Genomic DNA, 23,577 nt, shown 5'->3' on the forward strand with positions numbered 1-23,577 from the left:
GGTTAACGCTGCGTCAACCAACGCTGTCATTGGAGAATCGGGGCTTCGGTGAAAGTGACCGGGTCAAAATCTATTTGGTGGTTATTGGCTTCGCAGCGCACGCTGAAAATGAACGTGCCACCGGACGGACTCGACACGTACACCCGTGTAACCCCCTCGGCATCGGCATAATTCTGTTCGGGACGGATCACCGCCGTGCCGCTGCTGCCGCTGGCCGGTCTGGCAAACCAGCGCACCAGACGATTGCGTCCGGGGTTTCGATAGTTGTCGCGCAGCGTGGCGTACAACGCGATTTCCTGCCCCGCAGGAACCGGCTCCAACGGCACCAGAGACGTTAATGGTGCCGGGAAGAAAAGCGTATCGGGGTCATCGGCGATGTTGATGGTCGGGGCCTGTTGCGCGTCGATCAGGTCAAGCCAGAACAGCGGCGTTTCCTGCCCCATGACCTTGCCCGGCAGATACTCGACCGTTACCGTTCCATCGACTTCAGTGGCCTTGGGCACAATCGTGCCGAGGCTCACTTGCCAGTACACATTGACGCCACTCAGTGGCCGCTTGTCGGCATCGCGCAGCGTCACGGTAAACATCACTTTCTCGTCGTCCTTGCCGGCCACCGCCTCAGTCTTGTCCACCACACAAGTCATGGTGACCAGCGGTTGCGTCACCTCATCGGCGAAGGTCACCACCGACTCGCGGCTGTCTGAAAGGCTGAGCAGCGCACGCTCGGCGGCGAACCGGTACGCATCCTTGTTGACGTCTTCCGGCAGACTGCCCACGAGGAAAATCGTCAGGGCGTCCATGCCGCTGTCCCGGGCCAAGACGCGGATGCGCATCAGCAAATCGAGCTGGGGCAGTGTCTTGAGAATGTTCAACGTCGGGTCGATACGGCTGACACACTCACGCACCTCCTGCACGCTCCAGTCGAAAAACGCCGCCAGTCGCAACGCGGCCGCTTCCTGTGCCAGGCGCAACGCGTCGCCTGTCAGAGGGCTGGGCAATGCATTGACCTGACGCAGGTAATCGAGCAGTTTGCCGGCCGGTTGCGCGCTCAGCTCGAAGGCCCGACCCAGTGTGCTCAGGTAATACAGGGTACGGATAGACAGCAGATGTCGATCGTTCTGAGCCATCCAGGCCTTATGGCCGTACTGCAGAAAGTCTTCGAGCAACACCGCAGACAGATCCAGCTGGTTCGTCACGGCGCTGCGACGTCGCACGTCAGCCAACAAGCTCAGCAGCGGGTCGGGTTGTTCAGAAGCACGTGCAGCGCGCCTGAGCGCATCAGCCGCATCACGATCGGCACGCGCGCTGACCTGAGACAGCAATTGATAAACGGTGGACTGTGCCCAGGTCAGCATCAGCAATCCGCGTTCGATATCAAGGCCGGTGTACGCCACCAGACACTCCCTGACGACCGAGACCTGCGCTTCCCGCGCCTGCAACAGCACGCCGAGCATGCGCTCGACAAGAACGCTCCGAACGGCGTCTTCGCTCTCGCCCAGCCCTTCCCTGATGGCCTGGTCGAAGATTTCCCTGGCCAGGCTCAGGTATTGGGCCTCGGGTAATTGCAGATCGATGATCAACCCCCTATCGTCGACCAGCTCGGTCAGCAAATGCAGCCAGTCCAGCCCTTCCAGCGAGGGCACGCCAGCCATCGACAACCCGGCATTGTTGAACAGCGTCGCCGGCAGCAGGTTGAGAATCTGCTCAAACAACCAACGCTCAGCCTGCGTGGCTACCGCCAGCGCCTGCAGCGGTGCCACGTGGTTCAACGTCCACAGCACAGGGATTTCGCGATCCCTGCACCAGGATACACAGGCGTGCAGGGCATCAATCAGATTGAGTACGTCCGGTGGGGTTTGGCTTTCGAGTCGTGTGTACAGGCGCGGTACACCTGCCAGCCCGTCGACCCAGCGCTCGCCACCCAGCAGGGTCAGCATCAACACCCCTTCGACCGGGGTAATGCCCAATAACCGTGGCAACTTCACCAATCGGTAGAAACTCGAAATGACTGCCGGGGTGCGCCTGAGCGTGCCGTTGAACCCGTGTGCCCGTTCGATCGCGACCGCAAGGTAGGCATATGTCTGCAGATCGATAGCCAATCCGCTGCACAACTGGCTGATCGTCAGCTCCGCCCCGGACTGTGCCGGCAGCGTCGCAAATGCTTCGCCGTCCAGCACCAGGGGCTGACGATAATTGCCCTGGCTGTTGAAGGTACGATCGAACAGTGACAGGGCATCGGCACGGCCGTAAATCGGGATTTCATCGAGAAATGCCGCGAAGTCCTCTGCCGAACAGCCATAGCGTTCACGCAGCGACTGAAACAAGCCGAGGGCCTGCACCTGATGGGTGGAAATCCACCACGGGTCTGCCCGTTGCGCCTGACGTGTCTCTGCCCTGATCGCCGCCGTCAACAACGCATCCACCTGCTCGCTGGGCAGTTCCAGCCATCGATCCAGACGCAACTTGCGATTCATTCGTTCGTAGCGGTCAATGGTGGCCGGGTCTTGTGTAAAACGATGCAGAAAAGTTGTGCTGTCTTCACTGTAAACAATGCCGAGTGCCGGGCTGGTCGCGGCATTGAGGTACACCGAGCCGGATCGCTGGCTCTCGTCAGCGCCCGGTTGCTCGCTTTCATACACAGTGACGTTGCCCGAACGCGTCGGGGCGAATTCGCGAATCGACAGCAACGACTCGATATCACGGGTGTCCAGCCCTGTTTGCTGGCCAAAGAACTTCACCTGATTGAGGTCCTGCCAATCTTCTACGGTCGTACCAAAGTTGCGTTGGTAATATTCGAGTTTGTTTGCCTCGTCAGTGGGCGCCTCCGTCAACAGTTCACGCTGGTAGGGCCCCAACCGCGACGCATGGGTAAAGGCGCGACCGGCATCGTTGTCCCACGCCTCGGGCTGCAGGAAGTAGGGATAGGCCAAATCCACCATCTGGACGATATTGCCCACCGACAAGCCATGTTCCCGGGCGACAAAATCAAGCGTGACCCAGTGCTGGTAGTACGGCAGACCGTTGGGATAACGGGTCTGGATCAACGCCTCTTCGAGGTCAGTGGCGTTATCGTTTTCCTCGATGAACGTTTCGAGTACCGGGACGATGATGTCCAGCGCCGACACCGCCTGATGCACGGCATTGAAGTCAACCCGCAGCCTCTTCAGATCCTGCCGACGCTCATGCAAATCGAGCTTATCGGCGCTGCCAACGGGGAGTATTTTCTCTTCGATCCAGCGCAACAGCTCAATCAGGTAGGCCACCGGGGAGACGATTGACTCCAGTGCCTGCGGCGGGCACATGGCATCGAAATCTGGCGAGAACAGCTGCTCGTAGCTTGGCCCATCGACCCTCGACAACAGACCGCTCCCGGGGCGGGTGACCCGGGCGTTCGAACCGCTCAACGAATGTTCAATGAACTGGCGCCGGACAAACACCGCCAGGCTGTTGGCCCTGCGTAAAAAGGTCTGCGCATCGTCGGGGCTCAACCGGTAATGCCTGACCAGCCCCTGAACGCCTTGTTCGACCAGCGGAAAAACCGAACCACCGTTTTCCAGGTGATCACAAAAATCGGCGTAGGTTTCGCGCTGTTCGTCACTGAATACCTGTCTCAGCCACTGCTGCACCGGGCGGATCAAAGGCTCGGTCATGGTCGGGCTCCCGGAGCAATCGACTTGATCTCGAAACGCTCGCTTTCAACCCAGTCGGATACGGTCGAGCCATCCGCAGCGTCAGTGATGGTCTGCTGGAATCGACACCACTGGCCGCCTGGCAGCAGGGGCTGCGTTGCCTCGCCGCTCCAGCCTTGAGCAGTGACGGCAATGCCTGCGCTCAGCACGGTGTCAGGGTTGAACCAGGGCACCACGCGCCCGACACCCGTGCGTCCCTTGCCGACGAAACGCAGCGGATTTTCTACCCGGAATCCCGGTGCCGGCTCATCGATAGCTGGCAAATAGGTGCCCAGTACCACTGGAAGTGCAGCCGAGGCGGCAGAGTCGAAATCATCACGCGAAGCCACCGCCACCAGATTCGCAGGGCCGACGGACTGCCCCGTTTCCAGCGTCAGTGACCAGGTACGGTCCTCAAGCACCGGGGCGCTTGCGCGCGTCGTGCCCCTGCTGCCTGTCAACGTCACAAGCACGGTGTCGCCCGGATAGCCAAAGCCGGACACCACGACCTGACGACCGATGTGCACGCCGCGTCCGGGGCTTTCGATCACCGGGGCGGCAGGCACCACTTTGTAAGTGCGCGGAGGACTTTCCCTGGACGCGTGAGTCTCGAAGAATTGCCGGCCCTTTACGGTGTAGTTGCCGACCGGCAACGTTACCTCGGCACGCCATTCGCCCACAAAGTTGACCGGGACTTTATCGAGCAGGATTTCACTGGGATTTTCACGCCAGATCGTCACTTGACCAAAGGGTTCGGCGGTGCCCGAAAGCGTCGAGGTCCGGGCCAGCGATTGATTCGGCGCCGGCACCCTGATGACCGGCGGCACCAGCACGACAAAATAGCTGCGCACGGCACTGGGCAAAGAAGGTCTGCCAGCAATGGTTTGCACGGCTTCGATCTGGTATTTGCGAAACTCGAGTTTTTTCAGTTCGACGAACCAAGAGTTATGATTGGTCAGCCGTTTCGGTTCACCCAGGTTCCGTCCGAATTGCGCATCCCGCAGTTGCAACGTCGCACCGTTGTAGCCGTTGACTCCGCGCACGGTCATGTCGTAGTGGGTGTCTGTGTTTTCAGTCGGCTCGGTGATCACCAACTGCTCCGGGCTGACTGAAAACGCTTGCGAAGCGGGCGGCGATGGGCGCCCGGCAACGCTCTGGATCACGGTCACCCTGTGCTCCCTGTCCGGAGCGAAGCCGGCGTCGCGCTTGAAGGTCCATGTGCCGCTGGTGCCGACCGGCCGGTGCTCGTTCGCGCTGTCGCTGTATTTCAGGCTCAGCGTCGCGCCGGGCCAGCAGGTGCCGGAGATTTTCGGTGACAGTCCATCGTCCTCGACATCAGTGATAACGGGAGCCAGCAGCGGCACGGTGATTGTCATTTCCACCGGGTCGGAAACGAGCGCACCGTCCTTCTGCACCAACAACACAACCTTGGTGGTGTTCGGCTCCCAGACTGCAGAGGCCCGTGCCGACCACCCCTGCGCCGTGACCGGTGCAGGCGGTGCAATCGGCGCGCCGGTTGCCTTGTCCGTCACGTGCACCGTCGCGCCACTGACCCCCTTGCCAGTCAGGACCGGCGTGTAATCGACCACCGTACAAGCCAGCTCAGTCGGCGCCGGAAAACGGTCGATATTGATGATCCGCTCCACCGCATCCGACACCGCATCACCCAGTTTTTGCACGACTTTCACCGTGCGCGTCGAACCGGGCGCCCAAGCCTGAGTAGCCCGGGTCAACCAGCCTTGCGCCGTGACGGTGGTTGCCGGAGCAACCGCACTGCCATCGGCCTTGTCGGTAACCTCGACCGAAGCGTTGATAAAGCCCTTTCCGGTGAAGGTCGGGGTGTAATTGGAAACGGTGTGAGTCACCTCTGTGGGCGCCGGCAACTCTGATGAAGTCCTGAACAGGTACTCGTGGGAGGGAATCCAGCCTCCGGCGTTATCGGAAACTTTCTGCACGACCTTCAAATTGTAAACGCCGAAGGGCCATTTCTGTGAGGTCGTTCTCCAACTGCCTGCGGTCACGACTACGACAGGTGGCGGTGTCGCCTCTTCCGGGCCGTTGACGATGGTGATCTCAACCGTGGCGCCGGTAAAACCTGCGCCGGAAAACTCGATGGTGGTGAGGGTTGGATAGGTGACGCTGACGGAGGTCAGTGCAGGGGGGCGGATTTTGAACGAGCGCGGCGAACTTACATCGGAAGTGACGCCTGACAGCGTCTGCCGCGCAACAATCGTAAAGCTGCCCGGCGGCATGTCTTGAGTGAACGCAGTGACCTGCCATTGTCCGTTGCTTTCTGCTGTGCCCTGGCCAATCTTGAATGAATGTTCCAAATCCTTTAGGACTTCGACAACGGCACCTGAAACAGCCCTCCCCCCCGCTATCGGACCTCTCGGATCGGTCACTGCTGATTCGGATGGCGTCGTGATTGTCGGCCGCAGAAGCAAGGTGAAATATTGCGTTGCAGTCCAGTCATTCAGCCCGCGGTGACCAGCCTGCATTTCGACCAGACCACCGTTAGGATAATTATCCTGGTTGAACGGGGCCTCCCATGTGCGGTTGGATTTAACAAGTGCCGTTGCATGTAAAACACCGCCGGGTTTCATCACGTCAATTGTTGTTCCCGGCGTACCCCGTCCGGTAATCAATAGTTGAGCACTGGCGCGTACCACTGCTCCTGGTGACGGGGAATCGATGACCGGAGCCACTTTCAAAACCACAGTCATCAAATTGGATCTAGAGGATGAGTATGTGCCGACTTTCTGAATGGCATAATAAGTCAGTGGCTGTGTTTCAACAGGCAGACTGATATTAGCCGTCCAACTGCCACCGACCCGAATAGTGGCGTTACCCAGCGAGGCATTATCCGCAGCATTATAGAGAGTGATTACACCATCATTAAATAAACCACCACTACCCTGCACTGTGAATTGGGGTGACGTTACGTCACCGGAAGGCTCATTAATAATTGGTGTAGTAACTTCGATAGTGAACGACACTCTTGATGTCGAAGCCTGAATCGCTTCCAGGTGATAACTACCAGGGGGATGAGCATTCAGGATGCGGGACCATGTATTCCCGTTGATTATTCCGCTACTTATCTGAACCGATTCTTGCCCCCGGTACAAGTGCAATACTATATTCATCGGAAGGCTTGTGGTGCCCGTGACGGAAATCGGAACAGGAGGGATAGTTCCATTATTTGCAGGCGTGATAATTACAGCGCTGGCTGGACCAGTTTCGCCATCATATTCCTGAACCATGAACACTCCCTCCGGTTCCACCCCCAAGAATTGAACATCTGTATATAGTTCATTGGGGAACTATTAAAATCCATTCGCTCATTCACCCTGTTTATTCTTTCGCCCTGCAAAAAATCGCTCGACAACGCTTCGCGGATTGCCGAGACTCTCATCAACTACCTCATCACCCTGAACAGCATTTATTGGAAATACTTCCCATGAAGAATGCTCCCACCCATCATTATGAGTACCATCAAAGTTGCATGCGATACGGAATTGTATATTAGCGGATTGAACCGGAATTGATCCGTATCGTACATAGGCAATAAATTCTGAAGGCTGTACTTCCTGCCACATTGCATCGGGAGAAGGTATAGTTCGCATTACACTGAAATTATGAAATTCAAGATTCAAATTCCCTCTGTACCACGGCTTATCTATTGGACGCGTAGTCATTTTGTACATATTAGTCCTGACATCAACCGTTCTTCCGTCGGCAGATTTTTTATATTGATAATACAACCAGGCATGCAACTCTGGAATCCTGTGATTAAGATAAGCCACTCTGGTTACTGCGTTATCCCAGCCATCAGAATAAGTAAAATCAGTATCAAAAAATTCACCTCGCCCATGATAAATAGTTCCTGACCTTTCAGCTTGGAACTTCGCCCAAAGCTCAACTTCACTCAAATCAATTTTCGCGTCCTTCATAACATTCTCCTCAAGTGAAGTTTTAATTTACTTCCCCGCTGCTCACCCGCCTACTGTCAGAACTGACAGTTAAAAAGATCAAATACTTCTAAAAAAATATTTTATAGACACTAAAATAGCTAACGATTCCCCGCCCTACTTCGACACGCGCAGCAAACTACAACGCCTTGCGCCTTTGCCTACAGATCCGCCAGAATCCGCCGGCTTGTGCGCCTTGCCGATGCCCCGTAACGTGATCCGTGCCGCTGCCAATCAGTGGTCGGGTTTAGTCGCCCGGGAGGTACTGCGAAAGGTGCATAAGCGTCATTAAGTCGGGTATTCCCTATCCCCGCACTCAATGGTGGCTGTGCGCAGGGCGCCCTCGGGCGCGCCGGTTTTTTCGTAGTCCTCCCGGTCGACTAACCTGCGTCCAGCCGCCACCTCTCGTTTAGTCGGTGAGCACTCTGCTGCTGGATCTGGCGGACAGCCTGGAAGACCAACCACGGCATCTGGCGATGGCGATTTATCAGTTGAGCGAGATGGGGTTGTTGCTGGCGGAGAAGACGCTGGACAGTGAACGGGCGATTGCTGTGGGTTAGCCCGTAGATAGACGTTGTCGGGTCTGACGCCTTCGCGGGCGAGCCCGCTCCCCCAGGGATTTGTTGTGTGCACACATTCCTTGATCAACCCCGGACACTGTGGGAGCGGGCTTGCCCGCGAAGGCAATCGTGCGAGCGCCGCCGAAGTCAGGCCGAAGCCGGCAATGGCTGGAAGCTGAAGTACTGGCGCAGCGCCTCGACCAATTGCCCGTATTCCGGAGGCGGGCGTTGCAGGCTGAAGCCGGCGTCGTAATGCAGCGGTGTTGCATCTTCCTGGCACCACAGGCAACACGCGTTGAGGTCGATCACCTGCTGGCAACCATCGCTGGCAGGGATTTTCAGGCGTAGATGGAATTCGGCGCCGATCATCATCGGCAACTGACTGATGAGCATCAGCCCGTCTTCGGACACGTTGCCCAGAAAACCGATGGGTTTGTCGGTGACGCTGTTGTACACCCGGAGGAAGTACGGCAGTTGATGCCGTTCGATTCGGCGGTCAGTAAACATGCGCAGTACGCCATGCAAGGCTCCACTACAGAGCCGCACCTTTGCTTCGGAACGGGCCCGTCTCGCAGACACGCTCTCCCCGCTCCCGGTGTGACGGTCGCCAATACGCCATCACCTCAACCTCTACCAGTCGCAGGTGTTGCCTCGGTTTGGGCGCCAGGCGCCGAACCGGATCAATGGACTATAGCTCAGCTTGTACAGTCGGCCAGCGTTTGTATGACACCCGGCATCAGAAGCGTTGCGGACCTGGCACGGCCGCTGCGCTACGCGTCGGGTAATGACCCAGGCTCTGCAGGGTTTCCAGGCGCGCGCGAGCGCGGAAGGCGTATTCGCTGTTGGGGTACGAGGCGATGATGAACTGGTAGGTCTGCGCCGCGTCGATGTACATTTTTTGCCGTTCCAGGCACTGACCGCGCATCATCGACACTTCCGGCCACACATACGGGCGGGCACGGCTGGCGCGTTCGACCTTGGACAGTTCGAGCATCACCTGCTCGCAATTGCCCCGGTCATAGGCGCTGTAGGCGTTGTTCAGATGATGGTTCATCGACCAACGGGTGCAGCCCGTGACGGCGAGGACGCTGAGGGCAAGGGCGGCAATGGGCACGAATCGCATGGGGTATTCTCCTGTCTTGTGATCATTATCGACCTCGGGCGAGAAATCTTCAGAGTCCTTTGTTCCGATTGTCGCGTTCAATAAAGAAAACAATAAGTAGTGCAAACGAACAATGACTACACCCAAAGAGCGTAGTAGCCTCTGCGAGCGCTTGAACCTGAGGAGTCTTTGCATGTCCGTCCGTCGTACCAAAATCGTCGCTACCCTTGGCCCGGCCAGTAACTCGCCGGAAGTTCTCGAACAGCTGATTCTGGCTGGTCTGGACGTCGCCCGTCTGAACTTCTCCCACGGCACCCCCGACGAGCACAAGGCTCGTGCGAAGCTGGTGCGTGACCTCGCGGCCAAGCATGGTCGCTTCGTCGCCCTGCTGGGCGACCTGCAAGGCCCGAAAATCCGTATCGCCAAATTCGCCAACAAGCGCATCGAGCTGAAGATCGGTGACAAGTTCACCTTCTCCACCAGCCATCCGTTGACCGAAGGCAACCAGCAAGTGGTCGGCATCGACTACCCGGATCTGGTCAAGGACTGCGGCGTGGGCGACGAGCTGCTGCTCGACGACGGCCGCGTGGTGATGCGCGTTGAAACCGCCACCGCCACCGAACTGCACTGCATCGTGACCATCGGCGGCCCGCTGTCCGACCACAAAGGCATCAACCGTCGCGGCGGCGGCCTGACTGCTCCGGCCCTGACTGAAAAAGACAAGGCCGACATCAAGCTCGCCGCCGAAATGGAAGTCGACTACCTCGCCGTGTCTTTCCCGCGTGATGCGGCGGACATGAACTACGCCCGTCAACTGCGCGATGAAGCTGGCGGCACTGCCTGGCTGGTGGCGAAGATCGAGCGCGCCGAAGCCGTGGCCGATGACGAAACCCTCGACGGTCTGATCAAGGCCTCCGACGCCGTCATGGTTGCGCGTGGCGACCTCGGTGTGGAAATCGGCGACGCCGAGCTGGTGGGCATTCAGAAGAAAATCATTCTGCATGCACGCCGCCACAACAAAGCGGTGATCGTGGCGACCCAGATGATGGAGTCGATGATTCAGAACCCGATGCCGACCCGCGCCGAAGTGTCCGACGTGGCCAACGCCGTGCTCGACTACACCGACGCCGTGATGCTGTCTGCCGAATCCGCTGCCGGCGCTTATCCGCTGGAAGCCGTGCAGGCCATGGCGCGCATCTGCGTCGGCGCTGAAAAGCATCCGACCAGCAAGACGTCCAGCCACCGCATCGGCAAGGAATTCGAGCGCTGCGACGAGAGCATTGCGCTGGCGACCATGTACACCGCCAACCACTTCCCGGGCGTCAAGGCGATCATCGCGCTGACCGAGAGCGGCTACACCCCGCTGATCATGTCGCGTATCCGTTCGTCGGTGCCGATCTACTGCTTCACCCCGCACCGCGAAGCCCAGGCCCGCGCGGCGATGTTCCGTGGCGTGTACACCGTGCCGTTCGACCCGGCTTCGCTGGCCCCGAACGAAGTCAGCCAGAAAGCCATCGACGAGCTGGTCAAGCGCGGCGTCGTGGAAAAAGGCGACTGGGTCATCCTGACCAAGGGCGACAGCTACCACACCACTGGTGGCACCAACGGCATGAAGATCCTGCACGTAGGCGACCCGCAGGTCTGAGTGATTCGCTGAAAACCAAAAGCCCCGGCATGTGAGTGCCGGGGCTTTTTGCATTCTGCTCCAACAGATTTTGTATCGGCTCCGGCCTCATCGCTGGCAAGCCAGCTCCCACAGGGCCAGGCGGTGATCACAGATCTTGCATCCACCACAAAAACTGTGGGAGCTGGCTTGCCAGCGATGAGGCCAGCCCGGCCGGCGAAAATCTCAATGCCGCTTGATAAACCCGGTCAAGGCCGCCAACGCCTCCGGCGAGCGCAAGCGCTGGGTGAACAGCGCGCCCTCCTCCTCGATCACCTTACGGATCAATTCGCGATCCGGCGCCTTCATCAATTGCTTGCTGATGCGCACCGCGTCCGGCGGCAATTCGTCGAAACGCAGAGCCATTTCCCGGGCCTTGTTCAGCGCCGCTTCGCCACTGCCCAGCGCCTCGCTGGCGATGCCCCACTGCGCGGCCTGCTCACCGCTGAAACCTTCACCGAGCAACAACAACTCGGCCGCTTTGGCCTGCCCGAGCAAACGCGGCAGGATCAGGCTGGAACCGAACTCCGGACACAGCCCCAGATTGACGAACGGCATGCGCAACCGCGCATCGCGGCTGACGTAGACCAGATCGCAATGCAGCAATAACGTGGTGCCGATGCCCACGGCAGCACCGGCCACGGCGGCAACCACTGGTTTACGGCATTCGAGCAGATTGAGCATGAAGTGGAACACCGGGCTGTCGAGGTCGCTCGGCGGTTGCTGGATGAAGTCGGCGATGTCGTTGCCGGCGGTGAAGCATTCGGCGCTGCCAGAGATCAGCACGGCAGTGATTTCAGGATCGCTGTCGGCCTGCTTCAGGGCCTCGGCAAGGCGACTGTACATCGCGCGGGTCAGGGCATTTTTCTTGTCCGGGCGGTTGAGGCGCAGGGTGAGCAAACCGCGTTCGCGTTCCAGCAGAATGGCTTCGGTCATCAGCGTTACTCAACATTAAAAAGGGCTGACAAAGTTCTTTTTTGGTGATGCAAAACTTTTGTGGCGAGGGGATTTATCCCCGATTGAGTGCGCAGCGCTCACAAAATCCTGGGGCCGCTACGCAGCCCATCGGGGATAAATCCCCTCACTACAGGGTTGCGCCGTGCCCCAAAAGTTTCAGCGCTTAACGGCGGGACAAAAACACATCGGCCAGCAGTTGATTGCGCGGCAGTCCGGCCAGGTACAGACGCTTGGCAAAGGCCTCGACGCTGGCAGTCGAGCCGCAGACTAAGGCCAGGGTCTGCCGGGAAACAAGGCGCAGTTGCGCCAAAGCGGCGGCTGACTCGGCCGCCGTCCATAGCTCGACGCTGAGGTTTTCGCGCTGCGCAGCGAGCGCCGCCAGAGGTTTGGCCAGATAGTGCTCACGCGCGTCATGGGCCAGATGAATAAGGCGGATGGCGCCTTGGTGATCCTGACGCAAGGCTTCGCGCAGCACGCCGAACAACGGCCCCAGCCCGGTGCCGGCAGCCAGCAGCCACAGCGGGCGCGCGTGCCAGTCCGGGTCGTAATGCAGGGCGCCGCCGCGCAGCTCGCCGAGGCGGATCGGGTCGCCGATCTGCAGGCGCCGCGCCGCATCGCTGAATTCGCCGGGCTGGCGACAGTCGAGGTGGAATTCGAGATAGCGGTCTTCCTGCGGCAGGCTCGCCAGCGAATAAGGCCGGGCGATGTGCTTGATCCACAACACCAGATGCTGCCCGGCGCTGTAGCGCAGCGGTCGTTGCGGGGTCAGGCGCAAACGCAGTACGTTGTCGCTGAGCCAGTCCAGCGCCTCGACCAGCGCCGGGCGACCGTCAGTGAGCGGGTCGAACGTGTGCACGTGCAAGTCTTGCGTAACCTGACACTGACAGGCCAGTCGCCAGCCTTCCTGGCGCTGTTCGGCACTCAAGGCGTCCGGTCGACTGTCGGTGGGCAAGCCGTTCACGCACTGCACCAGACAGGCATGGCAACTGCCGGCGCGGCAACTGTAAGGCACCGCGACGCCGTGCTGATTCAGCGCGTCGAGCAAATTGCTGCCCGCCGCCACCGACCATTGCCGGTCACCGACCCTAAGTTCAGGCATCTACATTCTCCCACGCCGCTGCACAGCGATTGCGCCCGTCGCGCTTGGCCCGGTACAGCGCCTGATCGGCGCGCTGCAAGGCGTCGTCCAGATCATCACCCAGTTCCAGCAGGGTCATGCCTGCCGACAGGCTGAGGTTGCGCACGTTCAGCCCCACCAGTTCGACATCAGTGAAAGCAATGCGCAGGCGTTCACAACAAGCCGTCAGGCGTTCGGCATCGCAGTCGGGCAGCAACACCACGAATTCCTCGCCACCGTAACGCGCCAGTACGTCGCCGTCACGCAGGCAGGCACCCGCCACACCGGCGAAGGCCTGCAACACCTGATCGCCGGCGGCATGACCGTGCAAATCGTTGATGCGCTTGAAATGGTCGAGATCGATCAGCGCCAGGCCGTGAACCACACCCGGCTCCATGTCGTCGAGTTCGCGGGAAGCCAGACGCAGAAAATGCCGGCGGTTGAACAGCCCGGTCAACTCATCGGTGGCCACCAGATCTTCGAGCTGGCGCATCATCCCGCGCAGGGTGTCCTGATGCGCCTGCAGGGCAAACCGGCGCTGGCGCATGCGTTGCCGTGACACCTGGACAAAGCGTGCGTAGATCACCAGCCAGGCCAGCACCATCGCCAGAATGCACACCTGCAACGCCGCCAGCGCCGGATCCGGCAGACGGAAGTGGTAGCCATCCCAGAGGGTGATCGCACAAAAACTGAAGAACACCAGCAGCGCGCAACGAATGAATGCGCGACGGGTTAAATGAAACAGGCCGAACAGCAGGATCAGCACGTAGAACACCAGAAACGCGCCGCGTGCTTCGTCCAGATGAGCGATCAGCCAGGTCTGCCAGCCGAGCCCGAGCAGCACTTGCGCTTCGGTCAGGCTGGGGTCGGCAAAGCGCTGATTGTGCCCGGACCAGAACAGCGCAAACAACGTGGCCTGGCAGATCACCACCAGCGCACTGCCGATGGCCACGCTGTTCAGTGATTGCGGGTAATGTCCGGTGAAAAATGCCAGCCACAACAACAGCAAAGCCAATCCATAGGTGGCCGCAGCGAGGGCGAAGCGTTTGAGCAAAAGACGTTGAATGGCGTTATGGGTCAATCGTTGACTCACCGTGCGATAGGAGGCTGACCGAGTGTCCTACTCTACAGACCGGATGCCACTTTAGAGGGGCGGTCGATAAATGACCACCGATTTTCGGCGCCAAAAATTGACGTCAAATGCATGACCCATCAATGCCCCATGAAGACCTGTGGTGAGGGGATTTATCCCCGATGGGGCGCGAAGCGGCCCCCTGTAATCCCTCAGACAAACCGGGTGCACAAGATTTACGGCTGCTGCGCAGCCGATCGGGGATAAATCCCCTCGCCACAATGTTTATCCGACCAAAAGCCAATGTGTGCCCACCACCGAGGCGCGGTATACTGCCGCGCCTTTTTAGCGTCGCGCCAGCAGCCCCGGCGTGCCTTGAAAGGTGCTTGCAACCGACCGATGCACCCAAGCTGCAAGCACCTTATTGAATGTTCCCGTCTTTTAGAGGAGCGCGACTCATGACCGTGATCAAGCAAGATGACCTGATTCAGAGCGTTGCCGACGCCCTGCAATTCATTTCCTACTACCACCCCGTGGATTTCATCCAGGCGATGCACGAAGCCTACCTGCGCGAAGAATCGCCAGCGGCCCGTGATTCGATCGCACAGATCCTGATCAACTCGCGCATGTGCGCCACCGGCCACCGCCCGATCTGCCAAGACACCGGCATCGTCACCGTGTTCGTACGTGTGGGCATGGACGTACGTTGGGATGGCGCGACCATGAGCCTGGACGACATGATCAACGAAGGCGTGCGCCGCGCCTACAACCTGCCGGAAAACGTCCTGCGAGCCTCGATCCTCGCCGACCCGGCGGGCGCTCGCAAAAACACCAAGGACAACACCCCGGCGGTCATCCACTACTCCATCGTCCCGGGCAACACCGTGGAAGTGGACGTGGCGGCCAAGGGCGGCGGTTCCGAGAACAAGTCGAAAATGGCCATGCTCAACCCGTCCGACTCGATCGTTGACTGGGTGCTGAAGACCGTTCCGACCATGGGCGCCGGCTGGTGCCCACCAGGCATGCTCGGCATCGGCATCGGCGGCACCGCCGAGAAAGCCGCGGTCATGGCCAAGGAAGTGTTGATGGAATCCATCGACATCCACGAACTCAAAGCCCGTGGCCCGCAGAACCGTATCGAAGAGATCCGTCTGGAGCTGTTCGAGAAGGTCAACCAGTTGGGCATCGGCGCCCAGGGCCTCGGTGGACTGACCACCGTGCTCGACGTGAAGATCATGGACTACCCGACTCACGCCGCCTCGCTGCCGGTGTGCATGATCCCGAACTGCGCCGCCACCCGTCACGCGCACTTCGTGCTCGACGGTTCTGGCCCGGCATCGCTGGAAGCGCCATCGCTGGATGCTTACCCGGAAATCGTCTGGGAAGCCGGCCCGTCGGCCCGTCGCGTCAACCTCGACACCCTGACCCCGGAAGAAGTGCAGAGCTGGAAGCCGGGCGAAACCGTCCTGCTTAACGGCAAGATGCTCACCGGTCGCGACGCGGCGCACAAGCGCATGGTCGAGATGCTGAACAAGGGTGAAACCCTGCCGGTGGATCTGAAAGGTCGCTTTATCTACTACGTCGGCCCGGTGGATCCGGTCGGTGACGAAGTGGTGGGCCCGGCAGGCCCGACCACCGCGACGCGGATGGACAAGTTCACCCGTCAGATCCTGGAGCAGACCGGCCTGCTGGGCATGATCGGCAAGTCCGAGCGTGGCCCGACCGCGATCGAAGCGATCAAGGACAACAAGGCTGTGTACCTGATGGCCGTGGGCGGTGCCGCTTATCTGGTGGCCCAGGCCATCAAGAAGTCCAAGGTGCTGGCCTTCGCCGAACTGGGCATGGAAGCGATCTACGAGTTCGAGGTCAAGGACATGCCGGTCACCGTCGCGGTGGACAGCAACGGTGAGTCGGTACACATCACCGGCCCGGCGATCTGGCAGCAGAAGATCGCCGAAAGCCTGGCGGTAGAAGTGCAGTAAGCGCTTCGCAGCATGGACAAGGCCGGCCCGTCATCTGACGGGCCGGCCTTTTTTGTGCCCTGCACATTCAAAGCCCTTTGGCACCTGTCAGATCTGACAGGTTACGTACTTCTCACTTGTTGGTAGCGTCTGTCCACGCACGTGCTTCGCGTGTGCAATGGATCCGACCATGGCCGATCAAGAGCTGAGCATCATCACCCCGTCCATCGCCAGCAGCGCGTCGATCACAACGATCGGCAAAAGCTGGGGGGCAGTGGGTGCCACTGGCGCGGCTTCATTTGAACTGCCACTGCCGCTGTCCGCCGGACGTGGCTGGGATCCGCAACTGTCGCTGACTTACAGCAGTCAGACCGGCAACGGGCCATTCGGCATCGGCTGGAGCCTGGGCATTGGACAGATCAGCCGCAGTATTCAAAAAGGTGTACCGCGTTATAGCGATCTCGATGAAATCATCGGTGACGACGGTGAAGTCTGGCACCCTGAACTGAACAGTGATGGCACACCAAAATCACGTGTAGAAGACAGCTACAACGCCATTCCCGTCGGCGCTCATAACGTGGTGCGCTTCTGGCCACGGGTAGAGAGCGACTTTACCCTGCGCGAACGCTGGCAGCCCGTCTCTGCGCAGGGTGAACCAGAGGAGCCACCCTTCTGGCTGATCCACGGCGCGGACGGTTCACTGCAGGTATACGGCAAGACCCGCGCCTCGCGCCGGGCCGATCCGGACGATGCACTTCGCGTCGGCAGTTGGTTGCTGTGCGAGAGCATGAACCCGCTTGGCGAGCACATCTGCTTTGCCTATCTGGCCGATGATCAGGACCTCGACCCGATTCACGATTACCGCGCCCAGCGCTACTTGCGCGCGGTGTTCTATGGCAACGTCACGGCCAGCCAGCATTTGTACAGCTGGATCGTGGAGGATCCGGCCGAACTGGATTGGCATTTCCATCTGTTGTTCGATTACGGCGAGCGCACCCGTTCACTGACAGAGGCTCCGGTGTACGCTGGCGACAGCCTGGCTGTCTGGGATAAACGCCGGGATCCGTTCTCCACCTTCGGTCAGGGTTTCGAGCTGGGTACGCGGCGCCTGTGCCGACAAATCCTGATGTTCCACAACTTCTCGCGGCCTGCCGGTGCGGATCCACTGCTGGTGCGGCGGCTGCTGCTCGAATACCCGTCACCCTCCGATCCGTGGACTTACAACCGGATCAACGCCGCTCACTATCAGGCCTTCGATGCCAGCGGCGCGCTGGAGACGACACCGCCGGTGGAGTTTGATTACTCGCCCTTCGCGATCAATAAAATCCCGACCCGGATGTTTGCCGAAGACAATATGCCGGGCGTTGAGGATGGCCAGTTTTACCAGTGCCTCGACCTGTACGGCGAAGGTCTACCGGGATTTCTCTGCCGCTACGATCAGTGCTGGTATTACCGCGAACCGCTTCGTGCAATGGCGGGACCTGACGCCATCACCTATGCGCCCTGGACTGAACTGGAACAGATCCCGGTGGCCAGACGCGACGGCGCCGCCCGGCAGATCTTGCTCGACCTGACCGGCAACGGGCGACTGGACTGGAGCGTTGCCGAACCGGGCATCAGCGGATATCGCACGTTGAATGCCGACCGCAGCTGGGCGCCATTCATCGCGTTTAACGGCATGCCGCTGGAATTTTTCAACACACTTTCGCAGCTCGGCGACCTGGTCGGTGATGGCCTCAACTCGCTGGCACTGATCGGTCCGCGCGCGGTGCGCTTGTATGCCAATCGCCGGGAGCAGGGATTTTCCAGCGCCGAAGAGGTGCCTCGCGAAGACAATGAGGACAGTCTGCCGCTGTTCGGCAACGCCCCCACAGAACTGGTGTTTCTGGGCAACATGCTCGGCAGTGACATGAGCGAGCTGTGCCGGATCCGGCACAACGAAATCAAATGCTGGCCCAATCTGGGGCATGGCAAATTCGGCGAAGGCCGGGTGATCAGTGCCCTGCCCTTCCTGTACGACGAATTCAACGTCGAGCAACTGCGGATCGCCGACCTCGACGGCTCCGGCGCACCGGCCTTGATTTATCTGAAAACCGCCGGCTTCGAGATCTACCTCAATCGCGGCGGCAATGGCCTGGAACAGACGCCCGTCTTCGTGCCGTGGCCGCCAGGCGTGAGTTACGACCGTCTGTGTCAGGTCACTTTCGCCGACCTGCAAGGCCTGGGTTGTGCCAGCCTGATCCTGACGGTGCCCCACATGACCCCGCAGCACTGGCGCTACGACTTCGTCGCAGCCAAGCCTTATTTGCTGACCGCGACCAACAACAACATGGGCTGCGCCACGCAGGTGGTCTACCGCAGCTCTGCCCAGGAATGGCTGGATGAAAAGCAGCAGTGGCGAGTCGAGCATCCCGGGGAAATACCGGTGTGCCATTTACCGTTCGCGGTTCAAGTCGTCAGCCGGCAACGCCAACTGGATGAAATTACCGGCAATTGCCTGACGCAATCATGCGTCTATCGCGAAGGCGTCTACGACAGCACCGAGCGTGAATTTCGTGGTTTCGGTCACCTGCAGCAGACCGACAGCGAACGTTCGGCGGGCGATGACGAAGCTGGCTTCACAGCACCGGTGCGGGTCTGTACCTGGTTCTTGACCGGGCAGGCGATGGATCGATCAAGGCAGGGTTACTTCGACGGTGACCGTGACGCAGTTGACTTGCGACCCACCGTCTTCAGTCGCTATCACCCCGGTGATGAATACGATGAACCCGTAACGCCAGAGGACGAAGGCGTACGCCGTGCAATCGCGCGTGCGCTGGTCGGCGCCGTCGCCCGTATCGAAACCTGGAACGGCACTGACGAGCCGGCCAATACACGGCTCTGTGCGGTAGAGGAGTTTCGTTATCGGGTACGAGATGTCTTGCCCGCGGGGCAGCGGGGATCGGCAGCCGTGTTGCTGGTACAGCCCCTGGAAAAAATCAGTTATCAGTACGATGGTTACATTGACGACCCGTTGTGCCGTCATGAAATCTTGCTCGCCAGCAGCGAATACGGCCACGCCACTCACAGCCTGACCATCAGTTATGCACGACGGCGCCTGCCGGGCGATCCCCCGCCTTTCAGCGACCCCGACGAACAACAGTGGTGGCGGGACGCGCATGACCCGGCGCAGCGTTTTTTTTATCTCGACGAAACACGCGCACGCTCGATCAATCTGGACAAGAACCCGCAACAATGGCGCCTCCACCTGCCCTGGCAGCAACGCCGCAATGCCCTGGTATTGCCCAACGGCGACTTGCCATCGGGTCTCAACCCGCAAGAGACAAACTGGGAGTCACTCAAGGAACATGTCCGCTCGCTCGAGTGGAATGTCCTGCGGGTGCTGACCGGACAAACCGTGCAGCGCTATATCAAGACAGAAGACGGCAGTCTGCTGCCCGACGGCTCGGCAGAATTTGAAGCGCTGACAGGGCCGCTGGAAATGGCCAGCTTTGACAAGACGGCCCTCGCCGCCTACGACGTTCTGCCGCCACCGTTCGATATCCTGCAGGAGCTGGCGAACATCGGTTACACACCCATGCCGCTACTGTTCGACGACACGGCGGTAAACGCGAACGCCGAAAGCCTTTGGTCCGCGCATTACAACTACGCGAAGTACGCCGAGGCCAAGGATTTCTTCCGGGTCCTTGCGTATCGCGAAACCCTGAGCCACGGCTGGACCGAGGCGCAATACGACGAGTATCGCCTGCTGGTCATCAGCGTCGAACTGCCGGATGGCTGCATCACCCGCTGCGAATACGATCGCCATGCTCTGCAGCCAGTGCGCATCATCGATGCCAACGAGAACATTCAGGAAGCGCTCTATGCACCTTCCGGCCAACCTTTTGCGACCAGCTTCCATGGCACAGAAAACGCTGTCGCTGCCGGTTTTCGACCGCTCGACGAATACGTTCGCCCAGTAGATCCAGGCCCGGACGCCGCGATTGCCAACCCGCAGGCGACCGTACAAAAAGCGGCCAGCACCTTGCACAGGGATTTGTTCAGCTGGATGGGACGGTTGCCGACACAGGTCAACACAACGCCGCAACTGCTTGACCAATGGCTGGCCAGCGGCGATGTCTTGCCGAGCCTGCACATTCGCGCCAGCGCGCGCCGACGGCTGGCGCAATTGACGGCGCCGACACCCGCCGAACAGGCACTGCGTGAACTCATCAACGCGGTTGCGCGCACACCGGTGCACAGCGCGACGCTGAGTGCCGACCGCTATCCCGATGATCCGGTGGCGGCACAAGTGCAGATCATCATCAGCTACATGGACGGTTTTGGCCGCGCGCTGCAAACCCTGCAACGGGTCGAACCCGGCATCGCCTGTGCGGTGGCCGCTGATGGGTCGCTGATCGTCGATCGCGGACAGCTGCGCGAGGAACACGCCGAGTCACGCTGGCGGGTCAGCGCCCGGGTCGAATACAACAACAAGGGCCTGGCGGTGCGGCAGTTCCGGCCGTTTTTTGCCGATACTCACGGCTACGTCAATGATCAATCGCTGCGACGGTACGGCTACTTCGATCAGCTGTTCTATGACCCGCTCGGGCGTCCGGTCAAGTTGATCAACGCCAAAGGCTACTTTTCTCGCGAGACCTATCATCCGTGGTATCAGACCAGCGAAGACTTCAACGACACCGACGAAACCGCTGAGCAGGCGTCGGCTTCACCACGGATGCTGCACTGATGAGCGCCAATCTCCATCGGCGCACGCCATCGCTCGTCGTGATCGACGGTCGCGGCTTGCCGCTGCGTCAGGTTGGCTATCTGCGCGCACGGGCCGATGAGACGGCCCAGGCCCTGGTGACTCGCCAACAGCACGATATGGCCGGGCGTCTGGTGGCGCAGTTCGATCCACGCCTGAGCGGCCCGAGCACTACTCACCTCTACGACCTCAACGGCCAGCCACTCAAGGTCAGCAACGTCGACGCCGGCTGGCGCCTGAGTCTGCCCGGGCTGGCCGGGCAAACCGTGCAGCGCTGGGACGCGCGCGGCGTGCACTGGCGCAGCCGTTACGATGAGCTGCTGCGCCTGGTGGCGATCAGCAACAGCGCCGACACGCTCAGTGGCACCTTTACCTATGCCGATGCCAGTGCTCCGCCCGAGCACAACCAGCGCGGCCGATTACTGGAGCAAATCGACCCGTCCGGCAGCCTGCACCTGAACAGCTACAGCCTGGCCGGTCAGCCACTGCGCGAAAGCCGCACCTTTACCGATGCCCGGGAGTTTGTCACCCAGCGTATTTTCAGCCCGCTGGACGCGATGCTGGAACAGACCGACGCTGGCGGCCATCGTCAGCAATTGCGCTACGACGTCGCCGGTCAACTCAAACAGTTGCAACTGCAACTGGCCGGCGACCACACCTGGCAGGAGGTGTTGCTCGACACGCAGTTCAACGCCGTCGGACAAATCATCAAACAACAGGCCGGCAATGGCATTGCCAGCGACTGGGACTACGAGCCAGGCACAGGGCGTCTGCAGCGGCAATGGGCGCGAAAAGGTGCGCAGCCACCCCTGCAGGACATCAGTTATGAATACGATCCGGTCGGCAACCCGACACGCATCCTCGACAACGTATTCACTCCCAGCTATTTCGCCAACCAGCGGGTCGACGGCGAACGCGCGTTTCATTACGACTCGTTGTATCGGCTGATCAGCGCCAGCGGTTACGACGATGCCACCCCCGGCGACATTCCCGGCCGACCGCAGCCCAGCGATCCCAGGGATCGGCGCAATTACCTGCAGACCTACCGCTACGATCACGGCGGCAACCTGACGCAACTGCGTCATGTGCGCGAAGGCGCCTGCCAGACCCGGTTGATGCATATCGACGCAGCAAGCAATCGCGGTGTGCGCTGGACAGAAGGTGATCCCGCACCGGATTTCGAACGGTTATTCGACCGCCACGGCAACCTGATGGCCCTGCAACCGGGACTGACATTACGCTGGGACGCCCGCGATCAACTGGCTTCGGTGACTCTGGTCCAACGCGAAAACGGCCCGGATGACGCCGAGTTCTATCACTACAGCCAAGGCGCGCGCGTCTACAAACGCCACGACACCTACAGCGGTTCTACCCGGCATTTCCACGAAGTGCGCTACCTGCCCGGACTGGAAATCCGCAGCAAGGACAACACGGAGCAACTGCACGTCATCAGTCTCGCCACCGGCGGCGGCCATGTCGTTTGCCTGCATTGGCTCAGCGGAAAACCGCCGGGCGTTGCCGACAACCAGTTGCGTTACACCCTCAATGACCACTTGGGCTCATGCGTGATGGAACTGGACCAGCAGGCGCGCCTGATCAGCCACGAAGGCTATTACCCGTTCGGTGCGACCGCGTGGATGAGCGCGAATTCGGCGGTTGAGATTGACTACAAGACGCTGCGCTATTCAGGCAAGGAAATGGATGTCAGCGGTTTGTATTACTACGGCGCGCGGTATTACGCGCCGTGGTTGCAACGATGGCTCAGTGCGGATCCGGCGGGAGATGTCGATGGGCCAAACCGGTTTGCGTTCGTGGGTAACAATCCGCTGCGCTATGTGGATCCTGACGGAAACAACAAGGCGGAAAGTGTGATCATGTTGTATTCAGCCTTTCTTTCCAGCGTCCAGGGACATTCCACGCAGGTGGCGGGGCAAATCCACAACATTCTCCATGAGGAGGGTGTGGCAATGAATCTGGCACTGAACATGGCAGGCGAAGTCGTGAGAGGGGTCGTCGGCTATGAGGGCGGTGTCGCAGGCGGCAAGCTGGTTGACCTGGTGATTCCCAATATGCCTGGCACCACGCCTTACACCACGACCGGGGGGGTGATCGGCGGCAATATTGGCGGCGACTCCGCCACGGCCATGATAGATCCGATCGCCAACAGCGCCGGTCTCAGAACGGGCCCACTGATTCCGCAAACCTCGCAGATCTCGGTCAAGGCCATTGATCACGAGCTGGGCATCCGAGCAGGCGCCAAGGACATCAGCTCCTGGCGAAACGTGAAGGACGAGCTGATTCATCCGGGCCTGGATGCGGTACTCAACCCCTCCTTCATCATGGGCCGGCTCATGGCTTCGTGGATCTCGATCATCCCCGCAGCACAGAACATGTTTGCCCGGGCAATAGAAGCAGAAGACATCAAAAACCGCCTTGATCCGGTAAAGATCCAGAAAATAGACACAATGCTCGATGACTGGAAATCGGCGGTAGAACAACGTGCCGGCTGGGCAGAAAATGCATTCGATGCGCTGGGCACCGACATCGTTTACCCGGCCAACTCACTGCCGAACATCAACCACATGACATCGGTAGAGACCCTGGCCCCCATCGCTCGCTCGGACCTGCGTCGTCTGACCCGTTTTACGCTGTCCACCATCAAGCGCTCTCAAGACATGATGACGGCGTACAAAGCGATGGGCACTACTGACAATCAGTTCTTGCTGGCGCAGCGCCGAACCCGGAAAAAGGCAGCCTGAATG

Annotated in this window: 12 protein-coding genes and 1 pseudogene; 5 read left to right on the plus strand and 8 right to left on the minus strand. The window is 59.9% G+C overall.

Going from position 1 to position 23,577, the window contains the following annotated elements:
- Positions 1-26: 26 nt before the first annotated feature.
- The 3 genes from AC193Q_RS13825 to AC193Q_RS13835 all read right to left on the minus strand — a co-directional run bounded on the left by AC193Q_RS13825 (position 27) and on the right by AC193Q_RS13835 (position 7,618).
- Positions 27-3,650 (minus strand): Tc toxin subunit A, encoded by a 3,624-nt coding sequence (locus AC193Q_RS13825; protein WP_121186896.1) that lies wholly within the window; start codon positions 3,648-3,650, stop codon positions 27-29.
- Positions 3,647-6,928 (minus strand): hypothetical protein, encoded by a 3,282-nt coding sequence (locus AC193Q_RS13830; protein WP_147438975.1) that lies wholly within the window; start codon positions 6,926-6,928, stop codon positions 3,647-3,649. The genes AC193Q_RS13825 and AC193Q_RS13830 overlap by 4 nt, the downstream gene beginning before the upstream one ends.
- 78 nt (positions 6,929-7,006) lie before the next feature.
- The gene (locus tag AC193Q_RS13835; protein WP_147438976.1) at positions 7,007-7,618 is read right to left on the minus strand and encodes a hypothetical protein; all 612 of its coding nucleotides are present in this window, start codon (positions 7,616-7,618) and stop codon (positions 7,007-7,009) included.
- A 431-nt stretch (positions 7,619-8,049) separates the two neighbouring features.
- Here AC193Q_RS13835 and AC193Q_RS13840 point away from each other — a divergent pair.
- Positions 8,050-8,196 (plus strand): annotated as a pseudogene (locus tag AC193Q_RS13840) (DUF6124 family protein); the annotation flags it as partial.
- A 147-nt stretch (positions 8,197-8,343) separates the two neighbouring features.
- Here AC193Q_RS13840 and AC193Q_RS13845 read toward each other — a convergent pair.
- Together AC193Q_RS13845 and AC193Q_RS13850 are read right to left on the minus strand one after the other, a co-directional pair.
- Positions 8,344-8,703 (minus strand): PilZ domain-containing protein, encoded by a 360-nt coding sequence (locus tag AC193Q_RS13845; RefSeq protein WP_047296093.1) that lies wholly within the window; start codon positions 8,701-8,703, stop codon positions 8,344-8,346.
- Between the two features lie 229 nt (positions 8,704-8,932).
- Positions 8,933-9,319 carry a tetratricopeptide repeat protein gene (locus tag AC193Q_RS13850; protein WP_047296095.1) on the minus strand — a complete coding sequence of 129 codons (387 nt, stop codon included), beginning with the start codon at positions 9,317-9,319 and terminating at the stop codon, positions 8,933-8,935.
- A 172-nt stretch (positions 9,320-9,491) separates the two neighbouring features.
- Between AC193Q_RS13850 and pyk the strand changes: the two genes are divergently transcribed.
- Positions 9,492-10,943 (plus strand): pyruvate kinase, encoded by a 1,452-nt coding sequence (pyk, locus tag AC193Q_RS13855; RefSeq protein ID WP_041068487.1) that lies wholly within the window; start codon positions 9,492-9,494, stop codon positions 10,941-10,943.
- A gap of 204 nt (positions 10,944-11,147) precedes the next feature.
- Here the strand turns inward: pyk and AC193Q_RS13860 are convergent, their stop codons facing one another.
- The 3 genes from AC193Q_RS13860 to AC193Q_RS13870 form a co-directional block, all read right to left on the minus strand.
- Entirely contained in the window at positions 11,148-11,897 is a 750-nt protein-coding gene (locus AC193Q_RS13860) for an enoyl-CoA hydratase-related protein (protein ID WP_047296097.1), read from the minus strand.
- A 184-nt stretch (positions 11,898-12,081) separates the two neighbouring features.
- Positions 12,082-13,017 (minus strand): iron-sulfur-binding ferredoxin reductase, encoded by a 936-nt coding sequence (locus AC193Q_RS13865; protein WP_121186903.1) that lies wholly within the window; start codon positions 13,015-13,017, stop codon positions 12,082-12,084.
- Positions 13,010-14,116: a GGDEF domain-containing protein gene (locus AC193Q_RS13870; protein WP_095668445.1), complete on the minus strand. Its 1,107-nt coding sequence runs from the start codon at positions 14,114-14,116 to the stop codon at positions 13,010-13,012. The genes AC193Q_RS13865 and AC193Q_RS13870 overlap by 8 nt, the downstream gene beginning before the upstream one ends.
- A gap of 449 nt (positions 14,117-14,565) precedes the next feature.
- Here AC193Q_RS13870 and AC193Q_RS13875 point away from each other — a divergent pair, with 449 nt between their 5' ends.
- From AC193Q_RS13875 to AC193Q_RS13885, 3 genes are all read left to right on the plus strand, one after another.
- Positions 14,566-16,089, plus strand: coding sequence for a fumarate hydratase (locus AC193Q_RS13875; RefSeq protein ID WP_027612504.1), 1,524 nt, complete (start codon positions 14,566-14,568; stop codon positions 16,087-16,089).
- Positions 16,090-16,258: 169 nt separating this feature from the next.
- Complete coding sequence (locus AC193Q_RS13880; RefSeq protein ID WP_121186905.1) at positions 16,259-20,797, plus strand: SpvB/TcaC N-terminal domain-containing protein; 4,539 nt, start codon at positions 16,259-16,261, stop codon at positions 20,795-20,797.
- The gene (locus AC193Q_RS13885) at positions 20,797-23,574 is read left to right on the plus strand and encodes an RHS repeat-associated core domain-containing protein (protein WP_121186907.1); all 2,778 of its coding nucleotides are present in this window, start codon (positions 20,797-20,799) and stop codon (positions 23,572-23,574) included. The genes AC193Q_RS13880 and AC193Q_RS13885 overlap by 1 nt, the downstream gene beginning before the upstream one ends.
- The last annotated feature ends 3 nt before the right edge of the window (positions 23,575-23,577 follow it).

The sequence above is a fragment of the Pseudomonas sp. F2 genome (genome assembly GCF_057174385.1).

Bases quoted from the DNA above. Each gene is read 5' to 3' on its own strand.
- AC193Q_RS13825 (WP_121186896.1), bottom strand. From the start codon at position 3,650: ATGACCGAGCCTTTGATCCGCCCGGTGCAGCAGTGGCTGAGACAGGTA.
- AC193Q_RS13830 (WP_147438975.1), bottom strand. From the start codon at position 6,928: ATGGTTCAGGAATATGATGGCGAAACTGGTCCAGCCAGCGCTGTAATT.
- AC193Q_RS13835 (WP_147438976.1), bottom strand. From the start codon at position 7,618: ATGAAGGACGCGAAAATTGATTTGAGTGAAGTTGAGCTTTGGGCGAAG.
- AC193Q_RS13845 (WP_047296093.1), bottom strand. From the start codon at position 8,703: ATGTTTACTGACCGCCGAATCGAACGGCATCAACTGCCGTACTTCCTC.
- AC193Q_RS13850 (WP_047296095.1), bottom strand. From the start codon at position 9,319: ATGCGATTCGTGCCCATTGCCGCCCTTGCCCTCAGCGTCCTCGCCGTC.
- pyk (WP_041068487.1), top strand. From the start codon at position 9,492: ATGTCCGTCCGTCGTACCAAAATCGTCGCTACCCTTGGCCCGGCCAGT.
- AC193Q_RS13860 (WP_047296097.1), bottom strand. From the start codon at position 11,897: ATGACCGAAGCCATTCTGCTGGAACGCGAACGCGGTTTGCTCACCCTG.
- AC193Q_RS13865 (WP_121186903.1), bottom strand. From the start codon at position 13,017: ATGCCTGAACTTAGGGTCGGTGACCGGCAATGGTCGGTGGCGGCGGGC.
- AC193Q_RS13875 (WP_027612504.1), top strand. From the start codon at position 14,566: ATGACCGTGATCAAGCAAGATGACCTGATTCAGAGCGTTGCCGACGCC.
- AC193Q_RS13880 (WP_121186905.1), top strand. From the start codon at position 16,259: ATGGCCGATCAAGAGCTGAGCATCATCACCCCGTCCATCGCCAGCAGC.
- AC193Q_RS13885 (WP_121186907.1), top strand. From the start codon at position 20,797: ATGAGCGCCAATCTCCATCGGCGCACGCCATCGCTCGTCGTGATCGAC.